This is a genomic window from Bacillus sp. FSL H8-0516 (genome assembly GCF_038635285.1).
GTDB classification, from domain to species: Bacteria; Bacillota; Bacilli; order Bacillales; family Bacillaceae; genus Bacillus; species Bacillus safensis.
This window is the reverse complement of the sequence record NZ_CP152051.1, coordinates 895,455-914,610: the sequence shown is the minus strand read 5'-3', so window position 1 is coordinate 914,610 and position 19,156 is coordinate 895,455. Positions and strand designations below refer to the sequence as shown.

The following is a 19,156-nucleotide window of genomic DNA, read 5'->3' as shown; positions in this document are numbered from 1 at the left end:
GAAGAATCACCTAGGCTTTTCGACTCATTTACCCAAATTTATACAAAATTCGATCCTTGCTTCTTTTATTGTGACTCAACCTCCATTAATCCATGTACCTCCCTAAAAAACAGTTTTAAACAAAAAAAGCTTGATTTCCCCTACTGATGTGCGGTGTGATAAAGAGGTAGAACTTGATCACAACACTTATATGTTCATGACAAAAAAATCAGGCTGGAGGACATCACATGAAGATTAACAAACAAATCAACACTTTTGAAGAGAGATTTTCAAAAGATGTAGTCACTATCATTGCTGTTACAGGACCTTCTGGCGTAGGGGCAGGAAAAGCAGGACAGGAACCTCTTTGGACCGCTTCTATTCCACTAATTGCTTGGAAAGAAAACGGCCATATCATAACCGAAAATGTAAGACTTTGCTGGCTAACAGATGACGAAGGATTAAGAGAAAAACAGGCACAATTACATAAAGAATCAATCGTTACACTTCAGGTTCGAAAAGGCGAAGGTGAATTCATGCTTGTATCTTTGATCAATACAGATACACAGGATCAAGCGCTTCAAGAAATTTTAGAAGAAGCCCAAAAGCCTGTGTATTATCATGATGACATACTTGGCACCTTTGAGTTAGTAAAAGGACTAGACTTATTTGAAAAGACGATCCAATGGAGCAATGAAGAGTGCCTTCTCTACTTCAACCTCGAAGAAGATGAAAAAATAAAGGACTCTCTTCGAACAGCAAACCGACTCATGCAAGAACAGGCCAAATGGGATTCTTCTATTAAATCATTTGCCGCGAATCAGCTGATAGATCTAGCGAAAGATTGGCAGGAACAAGACGAATCAGCTGAAAAGCAAGAAGAACTCACACTGAATCAATTTATGAGCCGCATTTCACTTGAAAGCCTGCATGTTTACCCTGAGGGAGAGTTTGAAGTCTACTATCATGACGGTGATTTATTTTGGGGTCATGTCATTATTGTCACAGGAAATATAAAGGGCACATTTCATGATGCACACATTGCAGGCTAAAGGCTGGAGGAATAACCCATGGAAATCAAAGCTTTTCAAGAATTAAATCTAATCGGGAAAACGCCAGCCATCGCCAAAATTGGCGGCTTCCGTCCTGATCCAGCTGTACACAGCTGGTTTGCCGGCCATTTTTTCATCGATCCTCATCAAGGCTGGCCGACAGATCAAGATGGAGCCATGATTCCGATTTTACAAATTTATTTACCAGAAGTGCCAGGAGGAATGAACGGCTTCAATGAATGTAAGCTGATTCAAATTTTTCTTAATCAGAAAACACTTCCGATTGATATCACCAAAAACGGTGAAGGCTGGAAGCTCATTGAATATTCATCAATCGAAGGTTTAGAAGTAGCTGAAACTCCTGAAGAAGTGAGAGGGCTCAAAGCCTTTCAAATCCAATGGAACGAAAGTGAGCAAAGGGACTTCCCTTGCTGGGAAGAAGCATGGTCATATGTGGATCTAACAGAAGTAAACGAAAGTGAAGAAGCGACAGACCACTTCTTTAATCAATACACAAATTATTCGTTCACAAAAATCGGTGGATATGGGGCGTATATTCAATCCCCGCCCCATCAACAACAAGGCGAATTCATGCTGCAAATCGCCTCAGAAGAAAAACCTCGTTTCATGATTGGTGATAACGGCACGATGTATTTCTATTATGACAAAGAATCAAAAGAATGGTTTATGCACTGGGATTGTTTTTAACGTTTATTGAATGAAACCTTGCCTTCTCCTAAGCGTAATGAATAACAATGAAAGGAGGAAGCAAAATGGGATTCATTTTAGACATCTTTTCACTTGCTGTGTATATCCCTTTTCTACAAGTGGATGAAGAGGATATCTCGAGGAACGTAGCACATCTCAAAAAATATAGCTGGTTTCAAGCACTATTACATGATCAAACTTGCAGAGAGCTCATCATTTATGATCCCGATGTTCGACGTGTCATAGGCAGGTTTAAAACGAAGAAACTCCATAAGAAGAAATACAACATAAGATGCGAACGTAAATTACTGCAAGCATTACAACGCGCAATGTAAACTGACAACAAGAGCCGCACTTTCCTGTGGCTCTTGTTTATCAATTGAATCGTTCCTTTTGAAGAAAACATTTGACGCCTGGACAACTCTCCCCGTATATTATGTATAAATCCATCTTTTTCAAAGAAAAGGAGGCCTCACATGCGCTTGTTTAAGAACTGGAGAAAAAAGCAGCCTGCACAGCAAATCACTTCAGAAAAGCAAGAAGACAGCATCCCAATCAACTTCTCCACACTTCCCTTTGGCACAGACACCGTCGATGATTTTTTGTTCAATCTAGACCTGACCTCCAAGCTCATAGATCCCTATAAAGAAACAGATACGAACAAGCTTACCTAGATCTTCGTAAATCCTCATCCAATACTGGATGATTTTTTTATACTCAATGAAAGGTGTATCCAATGAAAACATATTATATCGTCAGACACTGCCAAGCAGATGGACAATCTAAAGATGCAGCTTTAACACCACAAGGCATCACTCAATCTCATGAACTGGCACAGTTTTTTTCCAGCATTCATCTCAATCAAATTATCTCAAGTCCTTATAAACGAGCGATCCAAACTACTGAGCCACTTGCTCATGCAAAACAACTCGAGATAAAAATCGATCAGCGCCTCTCTGAACGTGTATTAAGCAGCAAACCAATAGACGATTGGTATGAGAAACTAAAGCTCAGTTTTACAGACTTACATATGACCTGTGAAGGCGGAGAATCGAGCCAAGAAGCCATGAATCGTATTGTAGAAGCGCTCCACGAACAAATAATATTAGAAACAGATCATACCCTATTCGTCACACATGGCAATATCATGAGCCTGCTTCTTAAACACGCCGATCCAACGCTTGGATTCGAGGAGTGGAAGAAACTAAGCAATCCAGATGTCTATACCCTGAAATATTTTAGTCCAGATCATATAGAAGCAAAGCGAATATGGCAATAAAAAACGGCAGAATGAACTCTGCCGTTTTCTCATCTATTGCTGATAATAAAAGGACTCTACCCACTCATACGGTTTCTTACGCTCCGCACACCATTTCATAAAGCCCCTTGTCTCCGTCTGCTGAAACGTCATCCAGTCCGTTAAAAGCTCGTCATAATAGACAGCTTGTTTTTGAACATTCGTACGAGTTCTTTGATCTTGAATCAGCATCATAACACGTTCAATCCCTTGAATTCTCTCTTGATCCTTCTCATAGGTGCTTAAATAAAGATCTTCATGTATATGATGAAACGAATACCACAAGGCCGATAAATAGGTTTCGCAAATTTGAACAATCACACGCTGTTCCTTGCTGCCCCCAAGCTCTAGTGCCTTCAATAAATGAGGCAGCCCTTCTCCCTGATGCACAAACAAACCTTGCCAGCGATACGTTCTCACATCCAATGGGTCAACATTCTCCCACGTTTGAAAAACAGGCTGGATCACCCCATTTACCAGCGGATACACAAGCAGATGATGACCATCCTCAAACCGTTCAATCCACTCAAACAGCCAAGCAGCAAATTCACGCTGTACTTCAAAATCGTTCTCTGTCATCTCTTCAATAAAGGCCTGAAGAACGTTTAGCGCATCTTTACGCAGCCCCTGTTCTTTTCTCACACAGTATTGTCTAAAAAGAGGATAATCATTTACTCCCTCGTCTTGAATGATAGCCTGTAATATCGTCTTCGTTTGCATGATCACAACGCCGCCTCTTTACATCCAATCTTTTCTATGTTCATGAATAAATTGAATGTCTTTTTGATAATGTTCAAGATGTCCTTCTTGAATCATGTTTTGAAAAGCGATATCCCCCTCACTCGCTTTTCGTTTCATATACTGACATAATCCTTCTAAACGCAGCAGCACCATCTCCAAATAATCTTCTGCTATTTCCTCACCATAAGCTTCAAAAAACAGTTTGACTCTATGCTTTATCTGGTCTGCATGTTCTGATGAATGATAGTTCACGATTTCTCCTGTTTTGGTGCGAAAAAACCTACTGATAGGTACACATGTATACAGAGTATATGCGATATCCCAAAGTTTTGGACCAGGAGCAGCTACATCAAAATCAATGATACCCACTGGTTTTTTATCTTTGAAAATGATGTTGTACATCGCAAAATCATTATGGCACACAACCTCTATTTCTCCAGGCGTATTGTCCATTCGTTCCAAATCGTCTGAAATGGGAAAATCTCGAACAGCCTCATGATACAGTCTAAGCATTCTCGCTATTTCTTTTAAGGCATGGTGAGAGCACATGTATTCTTTTAAAGGATCATGACCGGCTACGCCTTCAATGAAGGACAATATCTCTCTACCTTGTTCATCAACCCCTAAAAACTTTGGAGCATAGGAGAAATTCTTTTTTTCTAAATGCTTTAGCAGCTTTTGTATATTGATATTGTCTGACTTTACTTCTCGACGAACCGTATCTCCCGAACGATATACGTTTGAGACATTTCCACCTGTCAATAACTCCTCATGATCATTTTGTTTTTTCATAAATTCTCCCCTTAAACTGGGTCACCATGTTGATGTCAGCTAAAGATGTGTATGTACCCACAAATATTCATTTAGTTACACAAAGGTTGTACACTGTTTTATGTGAATGTGCTGCCTTACATGGTTAAATGTATCTTATCAAATGTTGCAAATCATCTAAAGATTATTCTGCTAAAAGAAGTACATACTCATTATTTTCTAATAGTTTTCTATTTTTAATAACCACAAAAAAACGTTTACCACAAGGGTGAAACGTTAGGTTCACGGTAAAAACCAATCATGAAACTTTTAATAGATACCGATGGCCGGAGCTGAACCGGCAATCCATGATAAATTATTCCTAAAAGGCAAGGTATACCCTCTTAAAGTAAAGTACCCGTTTATGAAATAACAATCAAAGTTCTTCTTGATATATTTCTGATTTTATCGGCTTTAAACTCAAAGGTATTTTAAACTCATGAATACTTTCAATATGATTAAAAAAATGATCGATATCGTCATAATCCATTGACCATTCTTCTACCACCTTTAACTTTTTTAACTCGCTTGTTGGTTTAAATAAAAATTCACAGTGTAGTTGTTCCATGTGAGAATAATCATCTTCTTCATAAACTGTAAACTGACGTACAAGGTCAAAATGAAATAGTTCCTCTCCTGTAAAGTCATAGACACCACACTGAAATAAAATTTCTTTATCTTCTTCGCCCTCAACTGTCTCCTTTGAAAAAGCCTTAAATGTTTCCCAAACCTTTTTTATATCATCGGTATCTTCACCAATGCTATCTTTAAGATAACTTTCAGCATTTTTAACCGTAATCATGACAACACCTCTCCTATGTACAATTTATCTCATCCTTCTTCAATTATCCAATCCCTTTAGTCTAATAATAAGGTAACCATCAATAAAGTAAAAGATAATCTCCTTCATATGTTCCTCTGTCATATTGTAAGGCTTTAATTTATTTCTTGTACTGTTAGAGAATTAAGAAACCCCTCAAATTTATTCATGTAATACTGAATAGTATCTGCTCTATGAAAAACGTAAATCAACGGAGTAATTTTTTTTAAATTTTGGAGGACAAAAATAGAACATTGGTATATTTATAAAGTTCAAAAATTGTCCTCGTGTCCATAAACCATTTTGTAACACTTGCATGTAATCAAGCTGCGCTTGAGCACATGCAAGGCTTCCTAAAGCAAAAGAGAATTTAATTAATGACTAGTTTAAGTAAAGAAATAGCTACTAGGGATGCCTTTATAAAGTAGAAAAAGATATATTGTATAAATTAGAGGGAATTTATGGATATATCAAATAACTATCATTAAAAATGATGAACTTATTTTTGAAGCTTCAAATATCCAAGAAGCTGCTAGATTCCTAGCAAATCAATACAACTAAGTATAGGTGCTATAATCCTATCGAACGTGGCTATGTATATAACATTCCTTACTATGTTAAAGAAGATGAGTATTGTTTTGTTGCACCAGAAACAACAGCTGCTAATCGTAGAAAAGAACTTGAAGAAACAGAACATTCTAATGCTCGTCGTTTTTGGTTAGTCCCCTCTAATCCGGAGGAATATGATTTTGGCAGGCAAATTCAGTCATTATGATTCAATACACTGGAGACGGTCGGTTAATACGAAAATGGTGATTTTGCATTTATATATGTTTCGAATAACGTGCAAAAAGGACAATATAAATTCGAGGTAATCAAAGGACTCTTATTACCTCATGAAGTTCAATACAATAAAATGTTTTGGAAAGATGAAGAGAAATTTACGCAATCTAAGACATGGAACTGGTCACGCTTTCACTTAATAGATAAGGTTGATGCTACTGAGTTATCTTTTGTCCACTTTCGTGGTGAAAGGAGTATACAAGGACCGCTGAAAGTTCCTATCGAAGTCCGGGATTATATCCTCATTCTTTGATCATGAAACAAAAGATTATTATCCAGACGAAGTCCCTGAATCGTTAGAAGAAGGGCAACGTAAATCTATAACAGTCAACGTATATGAGCGCAACCCTATTGTTCGTAAGAAATGTATAGAACATTATGGGGTTCAATGCTAAGTTTGTGCTTTGAATTTTGAAAGCGTATATGGAGAAGTTGCAAAAGATTTAATTCATTTACATCACATAGTACCACTCAACAAAATACAAAAGGATTATATTGCAAATCCAATTAAAGACCTCATTCCTGTTTGTCCGAACTGCCATGCAATGCTTCATCGCAAAGAAAAAGATGTTTATTTATCGGTAGATCAATTAAGAAAACGCATTATAAAAAGGGCCAATTGGCCCTTTTTGTTTTAATTAATAAAATAAGAAATTTATAACTTATAATTCGAAAGGGTATACTGACATTGCTTCATATTAAATAACTCATTGTTTAACGTATGTGGTTTTTCGAAAAAATGAATAGAGGGTCAGTTATTACACTAACCCTTTTTGTATCTTATACAACTTATAAATAGTTTATAACTTATCAACGTTTCGCATAGTAATTTATTACTACTTTTCCACTGAATTTTTCAGGCGAATCTGGCTCCGCAGGATTTGGGTCAGGACTTGGTTCAATAGGATCTTTAGGATCGCTAGGATCTGCTCCCCCATGAGCCGTACCTCCTGGGTCGTCGTCATAAAAGTTAATTACTATATTAGATACCTTATTAGGCTCAGGCGGGTCACACCAAGGTGGATTAGGCCAAGGATCAGGTTCAGGCCCTGGTGGTTTTGGGCACTCATCGTTTACAAATTTTGATGGAACTTCAACACACCAATATACTTTACCATTAATTCTTCTGTACAAATACTTACCTCCCTTCTCAAATTCAGGAATAGTTTTTACAGCAAATTAAAAATAATACATATAAAATATTGATTTTATAATTATGTATTTATATTAGAAATCAATTAGAAGCCTTATGGACTGAATACATAGTCTACAGGAATTTAAAAAGAGTCCCAAATGGACTCCTTAATTAATTGCCTGCCTAAAAATATTAGTGTCTTTTTCATCGTAGCAAGATCCCTTCTATCGGACTAAACTTTTTGTGCATTTGTCTTAAGTCAGTACCGAATAACTGAACATATTTCCTCGTCATTTCAGTTGAAGTGTGTCCAAGTATCTGTTGAAGAGAAAATGCATCGCCGCCATTCGTGATATAGAACTTTGCGAAAGTATGGCTTAAGGTATGGGGACTAACTCTCTTAGTTAATTGTACAATGTTTCCTTATAAAGTTAACCTATCCTGTATTGCCTTGTTAGAAAGTGGATTATCCAAGCGACCAATGAACAAGTAATCGTGATTTAGCTCTCCTCTTACTTTAAAGTAACGCTTTAGGTGTTCCTTAATTTTATATTGAAAGTAAACAGTACGCTCCTTATTACCTTTTCCCATCTTGATGACAAAGTCTCTATAACCAACAAAAATATTGTTATCGGGAGCATTCAGCAATGCCTTGATTTCCGTTTCAGTAAAAGGATTCATCTTGACCTGTTTAGTCTTTTGTTTAGAAAGTTTTTCTGCTGGGTTTGTAGCTATATAGCCTTCCTCTCAATTGTAGTTCGTCTTTTTGACAAATCAATTGTCCCCTTCGTGTAAAGTATTCTTGTCAGTTAACAAAAAACGAACATGATTAGCGAACACAACTCAAACAAAAAGAGGATTGTAACTTGGTCGATTAAACCAAAGTACAATCCTCTTAAATGTAGTCATACTAACGTTATTGACTAAAAAATGATACCGGTGGCCGGGGTCGAACCGGCACTCCGTGAGGAACACGATTTTGAGTCGTGCGCGTCTGCCAATTCCGCCACACCGGCATGATTATAAAAGAGCGCATCTTATATTAAAAAACAATGGTGCCGAGGGCCGGACTTGAACCGGCACGGTAGTCACCTACCGCAGGATTTTAAGTCCTGTGTGTCTGCCAATTCCACCACCCCGGCAGTCTTTTCAAAAAAGGCGACACCCGGATTTGAACCGGGGATAAAGGTTTTGCAGACCTCTGCCTTACCACTTGGCTATGCCGCCATTATTGGAGCGGAAGACGGGATTCGAACCCGCGACCCCCACCTTGGCAAGGTGGTGTTCTACCACTGAACTACTTCCGCACATCAACTGGGCTAGCTGGATTCGAACCAACGCATGACGGAGTCAAAGTCCGTTGCCTTACCGCTTGGCTATAGCCCAATAATAAAATGGGGCGATTGATGGGAATCGAACCCACGAGTGCCAGAGCCACAATCTGGTGCGTTAACCACTTCGCCACAACCGCCATAGATGTAATGAATTATAATTGGCAGGGGCAGTAGGAATCGAACCCACACCGGAGGTTTTGGAGACCTCTGTTCTACCGTTAAACTATGCCCCTATGAAAACAAAAAATGGTGGAGGGGGGCGGATTCGAACCGCCGAACCCGGAGGGAGCGGATTTACAGTCCGCCGCGTTTAGCCACTTCGCTACCCCTCCACTTTTGAAAAACAGTGCCGGCAAGAGGACTTGAACCCCCAACCTACTGATTACAAGTCAGTTGCTCTACCAATTGAGCTACACCGGCAAATAGTGGTGGCTCGGGACGGAATCGAACCGCCGACACACGGATTTTCAGTCCGTTGCTCTACCAACTGAGCTACCGAGCCAAGTATTCTTTTGAAAAATGGCGGTCCGGACGGGACTCGAACCCGCGACCTCCTGCGTGACAGGCAGGCATTCTAACCAACTGAACTACCGGACCATTTTGGTTGCGGGGGCAGGATTTGAACCTGCGACCTTCGGGTTATGAGCCCGACGAGCTACCGAACTGCTCCACCCCGCGACGATATAAAAGATATGGTGGAGGATGACGGGCTCGAACCGCCGACCCTCTGCTTGTAAGGCAGATGCTCTCCCAGCTGAGCTAATCCTCCGAATAAAAAACTGGTGTATATTCTATAAAAATGGTGACCCGTACGGGATTCGAACCCGTGTTACCGCCGTGAAAGGGCGGTGTCTTAACCGCTTGACCAACGGGCCCTTTATTATGTAAATTGTGGCGGAGAGCAAGGGATTCGAACCCTTGAGACGGGGTTACCGCCTACACGATTTCCAATCGTGCTCCTTCGGCCACTCGGACAGCTCTCCAAATTGGCTCCGCAGGTAGGATTCGAACCTACGACCGATCGGTTAACAGCCGATAGCTCTACCACTGAGCTACTGCGGAATGAAGAAAGCCTGGCGATGTCCTACTCTCACAGGGGGAAACCCCCAACTACCATCGGCGCTGAAGAGCTTAACTTCCGTGTTCGGTATGGGAACGGGTGTGACCTCTTCGCCATCATCACCAGACAATTTAGTGACAAAAGATATTATACTATGTATTGAAAATAAATCAAGAGATATTTTAAAAATATTCTCTCAAAACTAGATAACAATGTTCATGCTTCACATTAGAATATAGGTTAAGTCCTCGATCTATTAGTATCTGTCAGCTCCACGTGTCACCACGCTTCCACCTCAGACCTATCAACCTGATCATCTTTCAGGGATCTTACTTCCTTGCGGAATGGGAAATCTCATCTTGAGGGGGGCTTCATGCTTAGATGCTTTCAGCACTTATCCCGTCCGCACATAGCTACCCAGCGATGCCCTTGGCAGAACAACTGGTACACCAGCGGTGCGTCCATCCCGGTCCTCTCGTACTAAGGACAGCTCCTCTCAAATTTCCTGCGCCCGCGACGGATAGGGACCGAACTGTCTCACGACGTTCTGAACCCAGCTCGCGTACCGCTTTAATGGGCGAACAGCCCAACCCTTGGGACCGACTACAGCCCCAGGATGCGATGAGCCGACATCGAGGTGCCAAACCTCCCCGTCGATGTGGACTCTTGGGGGAGATAAGCCTGTTATCCCCGGGGTAGCTTTTATCCGTTGAGCGATGGCCCTTCCATGCGGAACCACCGGATCACTAAGCCCGACTTTCGTCCCTGCTCGACTTGTAGGTCTCGCAGTCAAGCTCCCTTGTGCCTTTACACTCTGCGAATGATTTCCAACCATTCTGAGGGAACCTTTGGGCGCCTCCGTTACATTTTAGGAGGCGACCGCCCCAGTCAAACTGCCCACCTGACACTGTCTCCCTGCCCGATAAGGGCAGCGGGTTAGAAGGTCAATACAGCCAGGGTAGTATCCCACCGATGCCTCCACCGAAGCTAGCGCTCCGGTTTCCAAGGCTCCTACCTATCCTGTACAAGCTGTACCAACATTCAATATCAGGCTGCAGTAAAGCTCCACGGGGTCTTTCCGTCCTGTCGCGGGTAACCTGCATCTTCACAGGTACTATAATTTCACCGAGTCTCTCGTTGAGACAGTGCCCAGATCGTTGCGCCTTTCGTGCGGGTCGGAACTTACCCGACAAGGAATTTCGCTACCTTAGGACCGTTATAGTTACGGCCGCCGTTTACTGGGGCTTCAATTCGCACCTTCGCTTACGCTAAGCGCTCCTCTTAACCTTCCAGCACCGGGCAGGCGTCAGCCCCTATACTTCGCCTTACGGCTTCGCAGAGACCTGTGTTTTTGCTAAACAGTCGCCTGGGCCTATTCACTGCGGCTTCTCGGGGCTTTAACACCCTAAGAAGCACCCCTTCTCCCGAAGTTACGGGGTCATTTTGCCGAGTTCCTTAACGAGAGTTCTCTCGATCACCTTAGGATTCTCTCCTCGCCTACCTGTGTCGGTTTGCGGTACGGGCACCTCTCACCTCGCTAGAGGCTTTTCTTGGCAGTGTGGAATCAGGAACTTCGCTACTAAATTTCGCTCGCCATCACAGCTCAGCCTTTACGGGAAACGGATTTGCCTATTTCCCAGCCTAACTGCTTGGACGCGGATATCCAATACCGCGCTTACCCTATCCTCCTGCGTCCCCCCATTGCTCAAATGGTGAGGAGGTGGTACAGGAATATCAACCTGTTGTCCATCGCCTACGCCTTTCGGCCTCGGCTTAGGTCCCGACTAACCCTGAGCGGACGAGCCTTCCTCAGGAAACCTTAGGCATTCGGTGGACGGGATTCTCACCCGTCTTTCGCTACTCATACCGGCATTCTCACTTCTAAGCGCTCCACCAGTCCTTCCGGTCTGGCTTCACAGCCCTTAGAACGCTCTCCTACCACTGTTCGTAAGAACAGTCCGCAGCTTCGGTGATACGTTTAGCCCCGGTACATTTTCGGCGCAGAGTCACTCGACCAGTGAGCTATTACGCACTCTTTAAATGGTGGCTGCTTCTAAGCCAACATCCTGGTTGTCTAAGCAACTCCACATCCTTTTCCACTTAACGTATACTTTGGGACCTTAGCTGGCGGTCTGGGCTGTTTCCCTTTCGACTACGGATCTTATCACTCGCAGTCTGACTCCCAAGGATAAGTCATCGGCATTCGGAGTTTGACTGAATTCGGTAACCCGGTAGGGGCCCCTAGTCCAATCAGTGCTCTACCTCCGAGACTCTTACCTTGAGGCTAGCCCTAAAGCTATTTCGGAGAGAACCAGCTATCTCCAGGTTCGATTGGCATTTCACCCCTACCCACACCTCATCCCCGCACTTTTCAACGTGCGTGGGTTCGGGCCTCCATTCAGTGTTACCTGAACTTCACCCTGGACATGGGTAGATCACCTGGTTTCGGGTCTACGACCACGTACTCATGCGCCCTATTCAGACTCGCTTTCGCTGCGGCTCCGCATCTTCTGCTTAACCTTGCACGGGATCGTAACTCGCCGGTTCATTCTACAAAAGGCACGCCATCACCCGTTAACGGGCTCTGACTACTTGTAGGCACACGGTTTCAGGATCTATTTCACTCCCCTTCCGGGGTGCTTTTCACCTTTCCCTCACGGTACTGGTTCACTATCGGTCACTAGGGAGTATTTAGCCTTGGGAGATGGTCCTCCCGGATTCCGACGGAATTTCACGTGTTCCGCCGTACTCAGGATCCACTCTGGAGAGAACAACATTTCAGTTACAGGGCTGTTACCTTCTTTGGCGGGCCTTTCCAGACCTCTTCGCTTATATCATTCCTTTGTAACTCCGTATAGAGTGTCCTACAACCCCAAGAGGCAAGCCTCTTGGTTTGGGCTGTTCCCGTTTCGCTCGCCGCTACTCAGGGAATCGCATTTGCTTTCTCTTCCTCCGGGTACTTAGATGTTTCAGTTCCCCGGGTATGCCTTCTCATACTCTATGTATTCAAGTATGGATACTACTCCATTACGAGCAGTGGGTTTCCCCATTCGGAAATCTCCGGATCAAAGCTTGCTTACAGCTCCCCGAAGCATATCGGTGTTCGTCCCGTCCTTCATCGGCTCCTAGTGCCAAGGCATCCACCGTGCGCCCTTTCTAACTTAACCATTTCTTACTTTAGAAAGAATCACTATGTGTGATGAACTTTGCATTGCATTCAATGTGAATGTATTACTTATTGTTATCTAGTTTTCAAAGAACAATCCTGTCTCGCTAGAGACATGTTTTGAAGGAATGATCCTTCAAAACTAAACAAGACGAAAACGTACGCTGCTCCATATATCCTTAGAAAGGAGGTGATCCAGCCGCACCTTCCGATACGGCTACCTTGTTACGACTTCACCCCAATCATCTGCCCCACCTTCGGCGGCTGGCTCCATAAAGGTTACCTCACCGACTTCGGGTGTTGCAAACTCTCGTGGTGTGACGGGCGGTGTGTACAAGGCCCGGGAACGTATTCACCGCGGCATGCTGATCCGCGATTACTAGCGATTCCAGCTTCACGCAGTCGAGTTGCAGACTGCGATCCGAACTGAGAACAGATTTATGGGATTGGCTAAACCTTGCGGTCTTGCAGCCCTTTGTTCTGTCCATTGTAGCACGTGTGTAGCCCAGGTCATAAGGGGCATGATGATTTGACGTCATCCCCACCTTCCTCCGGTTTGTCACCGGCAGTCACCTTAGAGTGCCCAACTGAATGCTGGCAACTAAGATCAAGGGTTGCGCTCGTTGCGGGACTTAACCCAACATCTCACGACACGAGCTGACGACAACCATGCACCACCTGTCACTCTGTCCCCGAAGGGAAAGCCCTATCTCTAGGGTTGTCAGAGGATGTCAAGACCTGGTAAGGTTCTTCGCGTTGCTTCGAATTAAACCACATGCTCCACCGCTTGTGCGGGCCCCCGTCAATTCCTTTGAGTTTCAGTCTTGCGACCGTACTCCCCAGGCGGAGTGCTTAATGCGTTAGCTGCAGCACTAAGGGGCGGAAACCCCCTAACACTTAGCACTCATCGTTTACGGCGTGGACTACCAGGGTATCTAATCCTGTTCGCTCCCCACGCTTTCGCTCCTCAGCGTCAGTTACAGACCAGAGAGTCGCCTTCGCCACTGGTGTTCCTCCACATCTCTACGCATTTCACCGCTACACGTGGAATTCCACTCTCCTCTTCTGCACTCAAGTTTCCCAGTTTCCAATGACCCTCCCCGGTTGAGCCGGGGGCTTTCACATCAGACTTAAGAAACCGCCTGCGAGCCCTTTACGCCCAATAATTCCGGACAACGCTTGCCACCTACGTATTACCGCGGCTGCTGGCACGTAGTTAGCCGTGGCTTTCTGGTTAGGTACCGTCAAGGTGCGAGCAGTTACTCTCGCACTTGTTCTTCCCTAACAACAGAGCTTTACGATCCGAAAACCTTCATCACTCACGCGGCGTTGCTCCGTCAGACTTTCGTCCATTGCGGAAGATTCCCTACTGCTGCCTCCCGTAGGAGTCTGGGCCGTGTCTCAGTCCCAGTGTGGCCGATCACCCTCTCAGGTCGGCTACGCATCGTCGCCTTGGTGAGCCATTACCCCACCAACTAGCTAATGCGCCGCGGGTCCATCTGTAAGTGACAGCCGAAACCGTCTTTCATCCTTGAACCATGCGGTTCAAGGAACTATCCGGTATTAGCTCCGGTTTCCCGGAGTTATCCCAGTCTTACAGGCAGGTTACCCACGTGTTACTCACCCGTCCGCCGCTAACATCCGGGAGCAAGCTCCCTTCTGTCCGCTCGACTTGCATGTATTAGGCACGCCGCCAGCGTTCGTCCTGAGCCAGGATCAAACTCTCCGAGGTATGCAGGATGCATATCACACATGCGTTGCTACACGATGTAGCGAACTTAGCATGTGATCACTTCCTGCCTCGCCAGTTTGACTGACTACCTATGAAGTATCATAGGATTTTTTTATAAAAACTCGAATTAACAGGTACGTTTTGTCTTGTTTAGTTTTCAAAGATCATCTTCGTTATCGCTCAGAGGCGACTTTCTTAATATAACATTTGAGCACCGTGTGCGTCAAGCGTTTTTTAGAATTTCTTTTTGTCAGCTTTTCTTTCAAAGCAACTCAGTTGCTCGTTAGCGACGTTTAATAATATACCATCATAATATTCATGCGTCAATATCTTTTTTCACAAAATATCCTCGATGATAGATTTTTTGTCCCTTTGTCTCAATCGGCTCCACTTGAACAATTCCTTTTTCCACAAAGAAATCAATCATAACGCTAAGGTCAGGCGTGAAATACTTTAGATCAGGGTGTGCAAGAAGCTCACCAAAAAGCCATATATCCTTCTGCTCCATGACATGACGCAAATGAGCGGCACCAATTTCTGCTTTTGAATGGATCAAAAAATCATTTGCTAAAAATAAAAGTTCCAAACGTTTATGCAGGCTTTCATGGCTTTCAATCAGTTCTGAATAAAGTTTGTATACTTCCGGCTCCATATGACGCACTTGGTTCCAAACGGTCACTTCTGGGTGAAAGCCTTTATCAATTACTTCAATACGTGCTAAGTGATGCAGGGCATGCACAATGGAATTATATGCATCAAGGAATTGATTTGACTCAAAAAATGCTTTTCCTTCTATATATCTGCGAATGAGCTTGCCATATTCTAAACCGATTTTGAGCTTGCGGTTTGAAAACGGGAATGTACTTAGTTCATCAATTAAGTTGAAGATATATTCATTTCGATCAAACAGGACTTTTCCATTCAAAATCCAATCGATGATTCGACGGTTAGTACCGAGGGTAATCCATTCCTTCAGTTGATCATCTGTGACAACGTTTAAAGAAGCTGTTTGGTGATCGGATTCATAGTGCTTGATAAATAACGGCTCTTCCGCTTCTTTTACGATGACTAAAAGTGCTGCATCAAAGTTATCCGTCTCAGAAGATACTTTATGTCTTCTTTCTACTATAATCACAGCTAATGTGTCTGGATGGCTTGCTCTCTCTTGATAAATAGGACGGAGAAGATTTTCCATAGTGATTCCTCCAATACTCGGGTGTAAAGTTCTTCTCTAATGCTATGTATTTCTCCTCATAGAATCAAAATTCCTTCAATACATGAAAAAAGATCATTGAATCATTATAAGCAATTTATTCACAAAACTCTATAACTAATTCAAACGGAAAGGTAAAATGTGCTATATTGGAGATAAGGGGGACTAGGGATGGCGAAATACTCCAGTAAGATTAATAAAATCAGAACATTTGCACTTAGTTTGGTTTTTGTTGGCTTTCTGATCATGTATATCGGTGTGTTCTTCAAGGAATCGATCTGGCTGTCGACTTTCTTTATGCTGCTTGGCGTCTTATCGATTGGATTAAGTACAGCCGTTTACTTTTGGATTGGTATGCTTTCTACGAAGGCAGTACGTGTCGTTTGTCCAGGCTGTGAGAAGGAAACAAAAGTGCTTGGGCGGGTGGACATGTGCATGCATTGCAGGGAGCCGCTTACACTTGATCCAGCATTAGAAGGTAAAGAGTTTGATGAATCCTACAATCGAAAAAAGTCATAAAAATAAGCTGACCATTTAACCGGTCAGCTTTTTTCATTAATGATTTTCTTTTTTCGCACATTCTTGACAAGTTCCATAGATCTCCAAGCGATGATGACTGACTTTAAAGCCCGTCACATGGGATGCAAGCTGTTCAACTTCATCAAGGCCAGGATAGTGAAAGTCCACGATTTTTCCGCAGTTTTCACAAATCGCATGGTAGTGGTCAGATGTCGCAAAATCAAATCGGCTTGAGGAATCACCATACGTTAATTCCTTTACTAATCCAGATTCCCGGAAGACTCGTAAATTGTTGTAAACCGTTGCGACACTCATGTTTGGAAATTTCCCTTCAAGTGCTTTATATATATCGTCCGCGGTTGGGTGAGTCATAGAATTTACGAGAAACTCCAAGATGGCATGGCGCTGCGGAGTAATTCGAACACCGGTTTCTTTTAGAGCATCTAAAGCGTCTTTTAGTTCGTGAGCAGCCATTTCATCATGCACCTCTCTTCAAAAATATTCTTATATTATAATCTTTATAAATAGTGTACCCCCAGAGCCGAAACTTTGTCAATTACAATCCTCTTTTTTACCTATTCTTCTTTACAAAAAAGACCGGCATGACTGCCGATCTCATCCTGTTAGGATATTAAGCGTGAGCTTTCAATTCCTCAAGTGCTTCCTCTACGTGGTCTTTTACCTTTACTTTTCGCCATTCTTTCACAAGCGTGCCTTCTTTATTAATCAGAAACGTTGAACGCTCGATTCCCATATATTCTTTGCCAAAGTTCTTTTTCAGCTTCCATACCCCAAAGGCTTCAGACAATTTCTGTTCATCGTCTACAAGAAGCAGAAACGGCAAATCATGTTTTTCTTTAAACTTTTGGTGCTTGTCCTGACTGTCTGGGCTTACGCCGATAATGACAGCATCTAATTCTGCAAAGCTTTGATGGCGGTCGCGGAAATCACATGCTTCTGTTGTACAGCCTGGTGTCATATCTTTTGGATAGAAATAAAGGACAATATGTTTTCCTTTAAAATCAGAAAGCTTTACTTTCTCCCCGTTGTCACCGGTTAATTCAATGTCAGGTACTTGCTGTCCTACTTCGATTGTCATGACACAATCCCTCCAACCTATTTTTTAATTAGCCTATCCAATTTTGAGAGGATATTCAACTAAGGACGCTTGCATCGGCATGTTAAAATAATGTTAGACGACGTGATACGTTGAGATAGGAGGCTATTTATGAAATTAACAGAATCAGAAAAATTACATCAAGAGGCGCTGGAGCACATTGTTGGAGGTGTCAACAGCCCGTCTCGTTCATATAAGGCAGTAGGCGGCGGTTCACCCGTTGCGATGGAAAGAGGAGAAGGCGCTTATTTTTGGGATGTTGACGGAAACCGCTATATTGACTATCTAGCAGCATACGGTCCAATTATTACAGGACATGCCCACCCGCATATTACAAAAGCCATCACGAAAGCGGCTGAAACAGGTGTCCTTTACGGAACACCAACGAAGCATGAAGTCACTTTTGCTAAAATGCTGAAGGAAGCCATGCCTGCTTTGGACAAAGTTCGTTTTGTCAATTCAGGTACAGAAGCGGTGATGACAACGATTCGCGTGGCTCGCGCATATACAGGCAGAACAAAAATCATTAAGTTTGCCGGATGCTATCACGGCCACTCTGATCTTGTGCTTGTGGCAGCAGGCTCTGGTCCTTCCACTTTAGGAACACCTGATTCTGCGGGCGTACCAAAAAGTATCGCCAACGAAGTCATTACCGTTCCATTTAATGATATTGACAGCTATAAAGAAGCATTAGATCGCTGGGGTGATGAAGTAGCAGCTGTCCTTGTCGAGCCAATTGTCGGGAACTTCGGCATCGTAGAGCCTAAGGACGGTTTCTTGCAGCAGGTCAATGACCTCACACATGAAAAAGGCGCACTGGTCATTTATGATGAAGTCATTACCGCTTTCCGCTTTATGTATGGCGGTGCACAGGACTTGCTTCAAGTAAAACCGGACCTTACTGCATTAGGAAAAATTATTGGCGGCGGACTTCCTATCGGCGCTTACGGCGGTAAAAAAGAAATTATGGAACAAGTTGCCCCGCTTGGACCAGCCTATCAAGCTGGCACAATGGCAGGAAATCCTGCATCCATTCTTTCAGGTATTGCCTGCTTGGAAGTGTTAAAAGAAGACGGTGTTTACGAGCGTCTTGATCAGCTTGGCGCTATGTTAGAAGAAGGCATTTTAGCCCATGCCAAAAAGCATCAAGTAGATATTACAGTGAATCGCTTAAAAGGAGCGCTCACAATTTATTTCACAACAGAAACGATTGTGAACTACGAGCAGGCTGAAAATACTGATGGCGAAATGTTTGCCCGTTTCTTCAAATTAATGCTCGCCCAAGGCATTAACCTCGCTCCTTCTAAATATGAAGCTTGGTTCTTAACGATCGCACATACTGAAAAAGATATTTCTGAGACGCTAAAAGCAGTAGATCATGCATTTGCACAGCTAAAACAATCATAATGAAGTCCAAAAACAGGCGTAAAAACATGCGCCTGTTTTTTTATTGACCAACTCTTGTTTGTCAAAAGCGTGCGAATCTGTTACATTTCTTCTCAATACCTTCTTTAGATGTTTTCATGAACTTTCAAAAATCACTTGAATATTTCGGAAGACCGCTGTATATTACTTAGTTGTTTCATCAAAATATGAATGATAAATGACGAGTGATCATCTATTATCGAAA

15 protein-coding genes, 16 tRNA genes, 3 rRNA genes and 1 pseudogene are annotated in these 19,156 nt (G+C 43.1%); 8 read left to right on the top strand and 27 right to left on the bottom strand.

Translation table 11 applies throughout. The features are described from left to right. The first annotated feature begins 227 nt into the window (after positions 1-227). The 5 genes from MHB67_RS04390 (at position 228) to MHB67_RS04370 (ending at position 3,018) form a co-directional block, all read left to right on the top strand. Entirely contained in the window at positions 228-1,031 is an 804-nt protein-coding gene (locus MHB67_RS04390; RefSeq protein WP_342492824.1) for a DUF2262 domain-containing protein, read from the top strand. A gap of 18 nt (positions 1,032-1,049) precedes the next feature. Then, positions 1,050-1,739 carry a DUF1963 domain-containing protein gene (locus MHB67_RS04385; RefSeq protein ID WP_342492823.1) on the top strand — a complete coding sequence of 230 codons (690 nt, stop codon included), beginning with the start codon at positions 1,050-1,052 and terminating at the stop codon, positions 1,737-1,739. 65 nt (positions 1,740-1,804) lie between these two features. Further along, positions 1,805-2,074: a hypothetical protein gene (locus MHB67_RS04380; protein WP_342492822.1), complete on the top strand. Its 270-nt coding sequence runs from the start codon at positions 1,805-1,807 to the stop codon at positions 2,072-2,074. A 141-nt stretch (positions 2,075-2,215) separates the two neighbouring features. Continuing rightward, a complete protein-coding gene (locus MHB67_RS04375; RefSeq protein ID WP_103132159.1) occupies positions 2,216-2,413 on the top strand; it encodes a hypothetical protein in 198 nt (65 codons plus the stop codon). A 62-nt stretch (positions 2,414-2,475) separates the two neighbouring features. Next, positions 2,476-3,018, top strand: coding sequence for a histidine phosphatase family protein (locus MHB67_RS04370; RefSeq protein WP_342492821.1), 543 nt, complete (start codon positions 2,476-2,478; stop codon positions 3,016-3,018). 33 nt (positions 3,019-3,051) lie between these two features. Here MHB67_RS04370 and MHB67_RS04365 read toward each other — a convergent pair whose 3' ends face one another. The 3 genes from MHB67_RS04365 to MHB67_RS04355 form a co-directional block, all read right to left on the bottom strand. Then, on the bottom strand, positions 3,052-3,756 hold the full coding sequence (locus MHB67_RS04365; protein WP_342492921.1) for a hypothetical protein: 705 nt from the start codon (positions 3,754-3,756) through the stop codon (positions 3,052-3,054). A gap of 18 nt (positions 3,757-3,774) precedes the next feature. Continuing rightward, complete coding sequence (locus MHB67_RS04360) at positions 3,775-4,569, bottom strand: phosphotransferase (protein ID WP_342492820.1); 795 nt, start codon at positions 4,567-4,569, stop codon at positions 3,775-3,777. Between the two features lie 394 nt (positions 4,570-4,963). Continuing rightward, positions 4,964-5,389 carry a hypothetical protein gene (locus tag MHB67_RS04355; protein ID WP_047202843.1) on the bottom strand — a complete coding sequence of 142 codons (426 nt, stop codon included), beginning with the start codon at positions 5,387-5,389 and terminating at the stop codon, positions 4,964-4,966. Positions 5,390-6,654: 1,265 nt separating this feature from the next. On the opposite strand from MHB67_RS04355, the gene MHB67_RS04350 reads away from it, so the two are divergent. Next, positions 6,655-6,888, top strand: coding sequence for an HNH endonuclease (locus MHB67_RS04350; RefSeq protein WP_342492819.1), 234 nt, complete (start codon positions 6,655-6,657; stop codon positions 6,886-6,888). A 172-nt stretch (positions 6,889-7,060) separates the two neighbouring features. Here the strand turns inward: MHB67_RS04350 and MHB67_RS04345 are convergent, their stop codons facing one another. The 22 genes and pseudogenes from MHB67_RS04345 to MHB67_RS04240 form a co-directional block, all read right to left on the bottom strand. After that, positions 7,061-7,384 (bottom strand): hypothetical protein, encoded by a 324-nt coding sequence (locus tag MHB67_RS04345; protein WP_342492818.1) that lies wholly within the window; start codon positions 7,382-7,384, stop codon positions 7,061-7,063. 205 nt (positions 7,385-7,589) lie between these two features. Next, positions 7,590-8,066: pseudogene (locus MHB67_RS04340) on the bottom strand (tyrosine-type recombinase/integrase). A 253-nt stretch (positions 8,067-8,319) separates the two neighbouring features. After that, a tRNA-Leu gene (locus MHB67_RS04335) sits at positions 8,320-8,401 on the bottom strand. Between the two features lie 37 nt (positions 8,402-8,438). After that, a tRNA-Leu gene (locus tag MHB67_RS04330) sits at positions 8,439-8,527 on the bottom strand. Positions 8,528-8,541: 14 nt separating this feature from the next. Continuing rightward, positions 8,542-8,612, bottom strand: a tRNA-Cys gene (locus MHB67_RS04325). A 5-nt stretch (positions 8,613-8,617) separates the two neighbouring features. Then, positions 8,618-8,692 (bottom strand) — tRNA-Gly (locus tag MHB67_RS04320). A 7-nt stretch (positions 8,693-8,699) separates the two neighbouring features. Beyond that, positions 8,700-8,771 (bottom strand) — tRNA-Gln (locus MHB67_RS04315). 9 nt (positions 8,772-8,780) lie between these two features. Beyond that, positions 8,781-8,856 (bottom strand) — tRNA-His (locus MHB67_RS04310). A 22-nt stretch (positions 8,857-8,878) separates the two neighbouring features. Next, positions 8,879-8,952 (bottom strand) — tRNA-Trp (locus MHB67_RS04305). 14 nt (positions 8,953-8,966) lie between these two features. Next, positions 8,967-9,051, bottom strand: a tRNA-Tyr gene (locus MHB67_RS04300). A gap of 15 nt (positions 9,052-9,066) precedes the next feature. Then, a tRNA-Thr gene (locus MHB67_RS04295) sits at positions 9,067-9,139 on the bottom strand. A gap of 6 nt (positions 9,140-9,145) precedes the next feature. Then, positions 9,146-9,221: transfer RNA gene (locus MHB67_RS04290), tRNA-Phe, on the bottom strand. An 18-nt stretch (positions 9,222-9,239) separates the two neighbouring features. Then, positions 9,240-9,316: transfer RNA gene (locus MHB67_RS04285), tRNA-Asp, on the bottom strand. A gap of 4 nt (positions 9,317-9,320) precedes the next feature. Continuing rightward, a tRNA-Met gene (locus MHB67_RS04280) sits at positions 9,321-9,397 on the bottom strand. 15 nt (positions 9,398-9,412) lie between these two features. After that, positions 9,413-9,488 (bottom strand) — tRNA-Val (locus MHB67_RS04275). Positions 9,489-9,519: 31 nt separating this feature from the next. Continuing rightward, positions 9,520-9,594 (bottom strand) — tRNA-Glu (locus MHB67_RS04270). Between the two features lie 17 nt (positions 9,595-9,611). Then, positions 9,612-9,702, bottom strand: a tRNA-Ser gene (locus MHB67_RS04265). Positions 9,703-9,706: 4 nt separating this feature from the next. Further along, positions 9,707-9,781 (bottom strand) — tRNA-Asn (locus MHB67_RS04260). 9 nt (positions 9,782-9,790) lie between these two features. Then, a 5S ribosomal RNA gene (rrf, locus tag MHB67_RS04255) occupies positions 9,791-9,906 on the bottom strand. Positions 9,907-10,015: 109 nt separating this feature from the next. After that, positions 10,016-12,946, bottom strand: a 23S ribosomal RNA gene (locus MHB67_RS04250). 182 nt (positions 12,947-13,128) lie between these two features. Then, positions 13,129-14,677: ribosomal RNA gene (locus MHB67_RS04245) — 16S ribosomal RNA — on the bottom strand. Together the 16S, 23S and 5S rRNA genes with 16 tRNA genes alongside form the textbook arrangement of a ribosomal RNA operon. Positions 14,678-14,993: 316 nt before the next feature. Next, on the bottom strand, positions 14,994-15,872 hold the full coding sequence (locus MHB67_RS04240) for a nucleotidyltransferase-like protein (protein ID WP_024425790.1): 879 nt from the start codon (positions 15,870-15,872) through the stop codon (positions 14,994-14,996). A 189-nt stretch (positions 15,873-16,061) separates the two neighbouring features. Here MHB67_RS04240 and MHB67_RS04235 point away from each other — a divergent pair, with 189 nt between their 5' ends. Then, positions 16,062-16,409 carry a YgzB family protein gene (locus MHB67_RS04235; protein ID WP_024425201.1) on the top strand — a complete coding sequence of 116 codons (348 nt, stop codon included), beginning with the start codon at positions 16,062-16,064 and terminating at the stop codon, positions 16,407-16,409. 36 nt (positions 16,410-16,445) lie between these two features. Here MHB67_RS04235 and perR read toward each other — a convergent pair whose 3' ends face one another. Next, the gene (perR, locus tag MHB67_RS04230; RefSeq protein WP_012009347.1) at positions 16,446-16,883 is read right to left on the bottom strand and encodes a peroxide-responsive transcriptional repressor PerR; all 438 of its coding nucleotides are present in this window, start codon (positions 16,881-16,883) and stop codon (positions 16,446-16,448) included. Between the two features lie 157 nt (positions 16,884-17,040). After that, positions 17,041-17,508: a thioredoxin-dependent thiol peroxidase gene (gene bcp / locus MHB67_RS04225; protein ID WP_024425791.1), complete on the bottom strand. Its 468-nt coding sequence runs from the start codon at positions 17,506-17,508 to the stop codon at positions 17,041-17,043. A gap of 129 nt (positions 17,509-17,637) precedes the next feature. On the opposite strand from bcp, the gene MHB67_RS04220 reads away from it, so the two are divergent. Next, a complete protein-coding gene (locus tag MHB67_RS04220) occupies positions 17,638-18,933 on the top strand; it encodes a glutamate-1-semialdehyde 2,1-aminomutase (RefSeq protein ID WP_342492817.1) in 1,296 nt (431 codons plus the stop codon). Positions 18,934-19,156 lie beyond the last annotated feature (223 nt).

Coding starts and splice junctions, on each gene's coding strand:
- MHB67_RS04390 (WP_342492824.1), top strand. CDS start 228: ATGAAGATTAACAAACAAATCAACACTTTTGAAGAGAGATTTTCAAAA.
- MHB67_RS04385 (WP_342492823.1), top strand. CDS start 1,050: ATGGAAATCAAAGCTTTTCAAGAATTAAATCTAATCGGGAAAACGCCA.
- MHB67_RS04380 (WP_342492822.1), top strand. CDS start 1,805: ATGGGATTCATTTTAGACATCTTTTCACTTGCTGTGTATATCCCTTTT.
- MHB67_RS04375 (WP_103132159.1), top strand. CDS start 2,216: ATGCGCTTGTTTAAGAACTGGAGAAAAAAGCAGCCTGCACAGCAAATC.
- MHB67_RS04370 (WP_342492821.1), top strand. CDS start 2,476: ATGAAAACATATTATATCGTCAGACACTGCCAAGCAGATGGACAATCT.
- MHB67_RS04365 (WP_342492921.1), bottom strand. CDS start 3,756: ATGCAAACGAAGACGATATTACAGGCTATCATTCAAGACGAGGGAGTA.
- MHB67_RS04360 (WP_342492820.1), bottom strand. CDS start 4,569: ATGAAAAAACAAAATGATCATGAGGAGTTATTGACAGGTGGAAATGTC.
- MHB67_RS04355 (WP_047202843.1), bottom strand. CDS start 5,389: ATGATTACGGTTAAAAATGCTGAAAGTTATCTTAAAGATAGCATTGGT.
- MHB67_RS04240 (WP_024425790.1), bottom strand. CDS start 15,872: ATGGAAAATCTTCTCCGTCCTATTTATCAAGAGAGAGCAAGCCATCCA.
- MHB67_RS04235 (WP_024425201.1), top strand. CDS start 16,062: ATGGCGAAATACTCCAGTAAGATTAATAAAATCAGAACATTTGCACTT.
- perR (WP_012009347.1), bottom strand. CDS start 16,883: ATGGCTGCTCACGAACTAAAAGACGCTTTAGATGCTCTAAAAGAAACC.
- bcp (WP_024425791.1), bottom strand. CDS start 17,508: ATGACAATCGAAGTAGGACAGCAAGTACCTGACATTGAATTAACCGGT.
- MHB67_RS04220 (WP_342492817.1), top strand. CDS start 17,638: ATGAAATTAACAGAATCAGAAAAATTACATCAAGAGGCGCTGGAGCAC.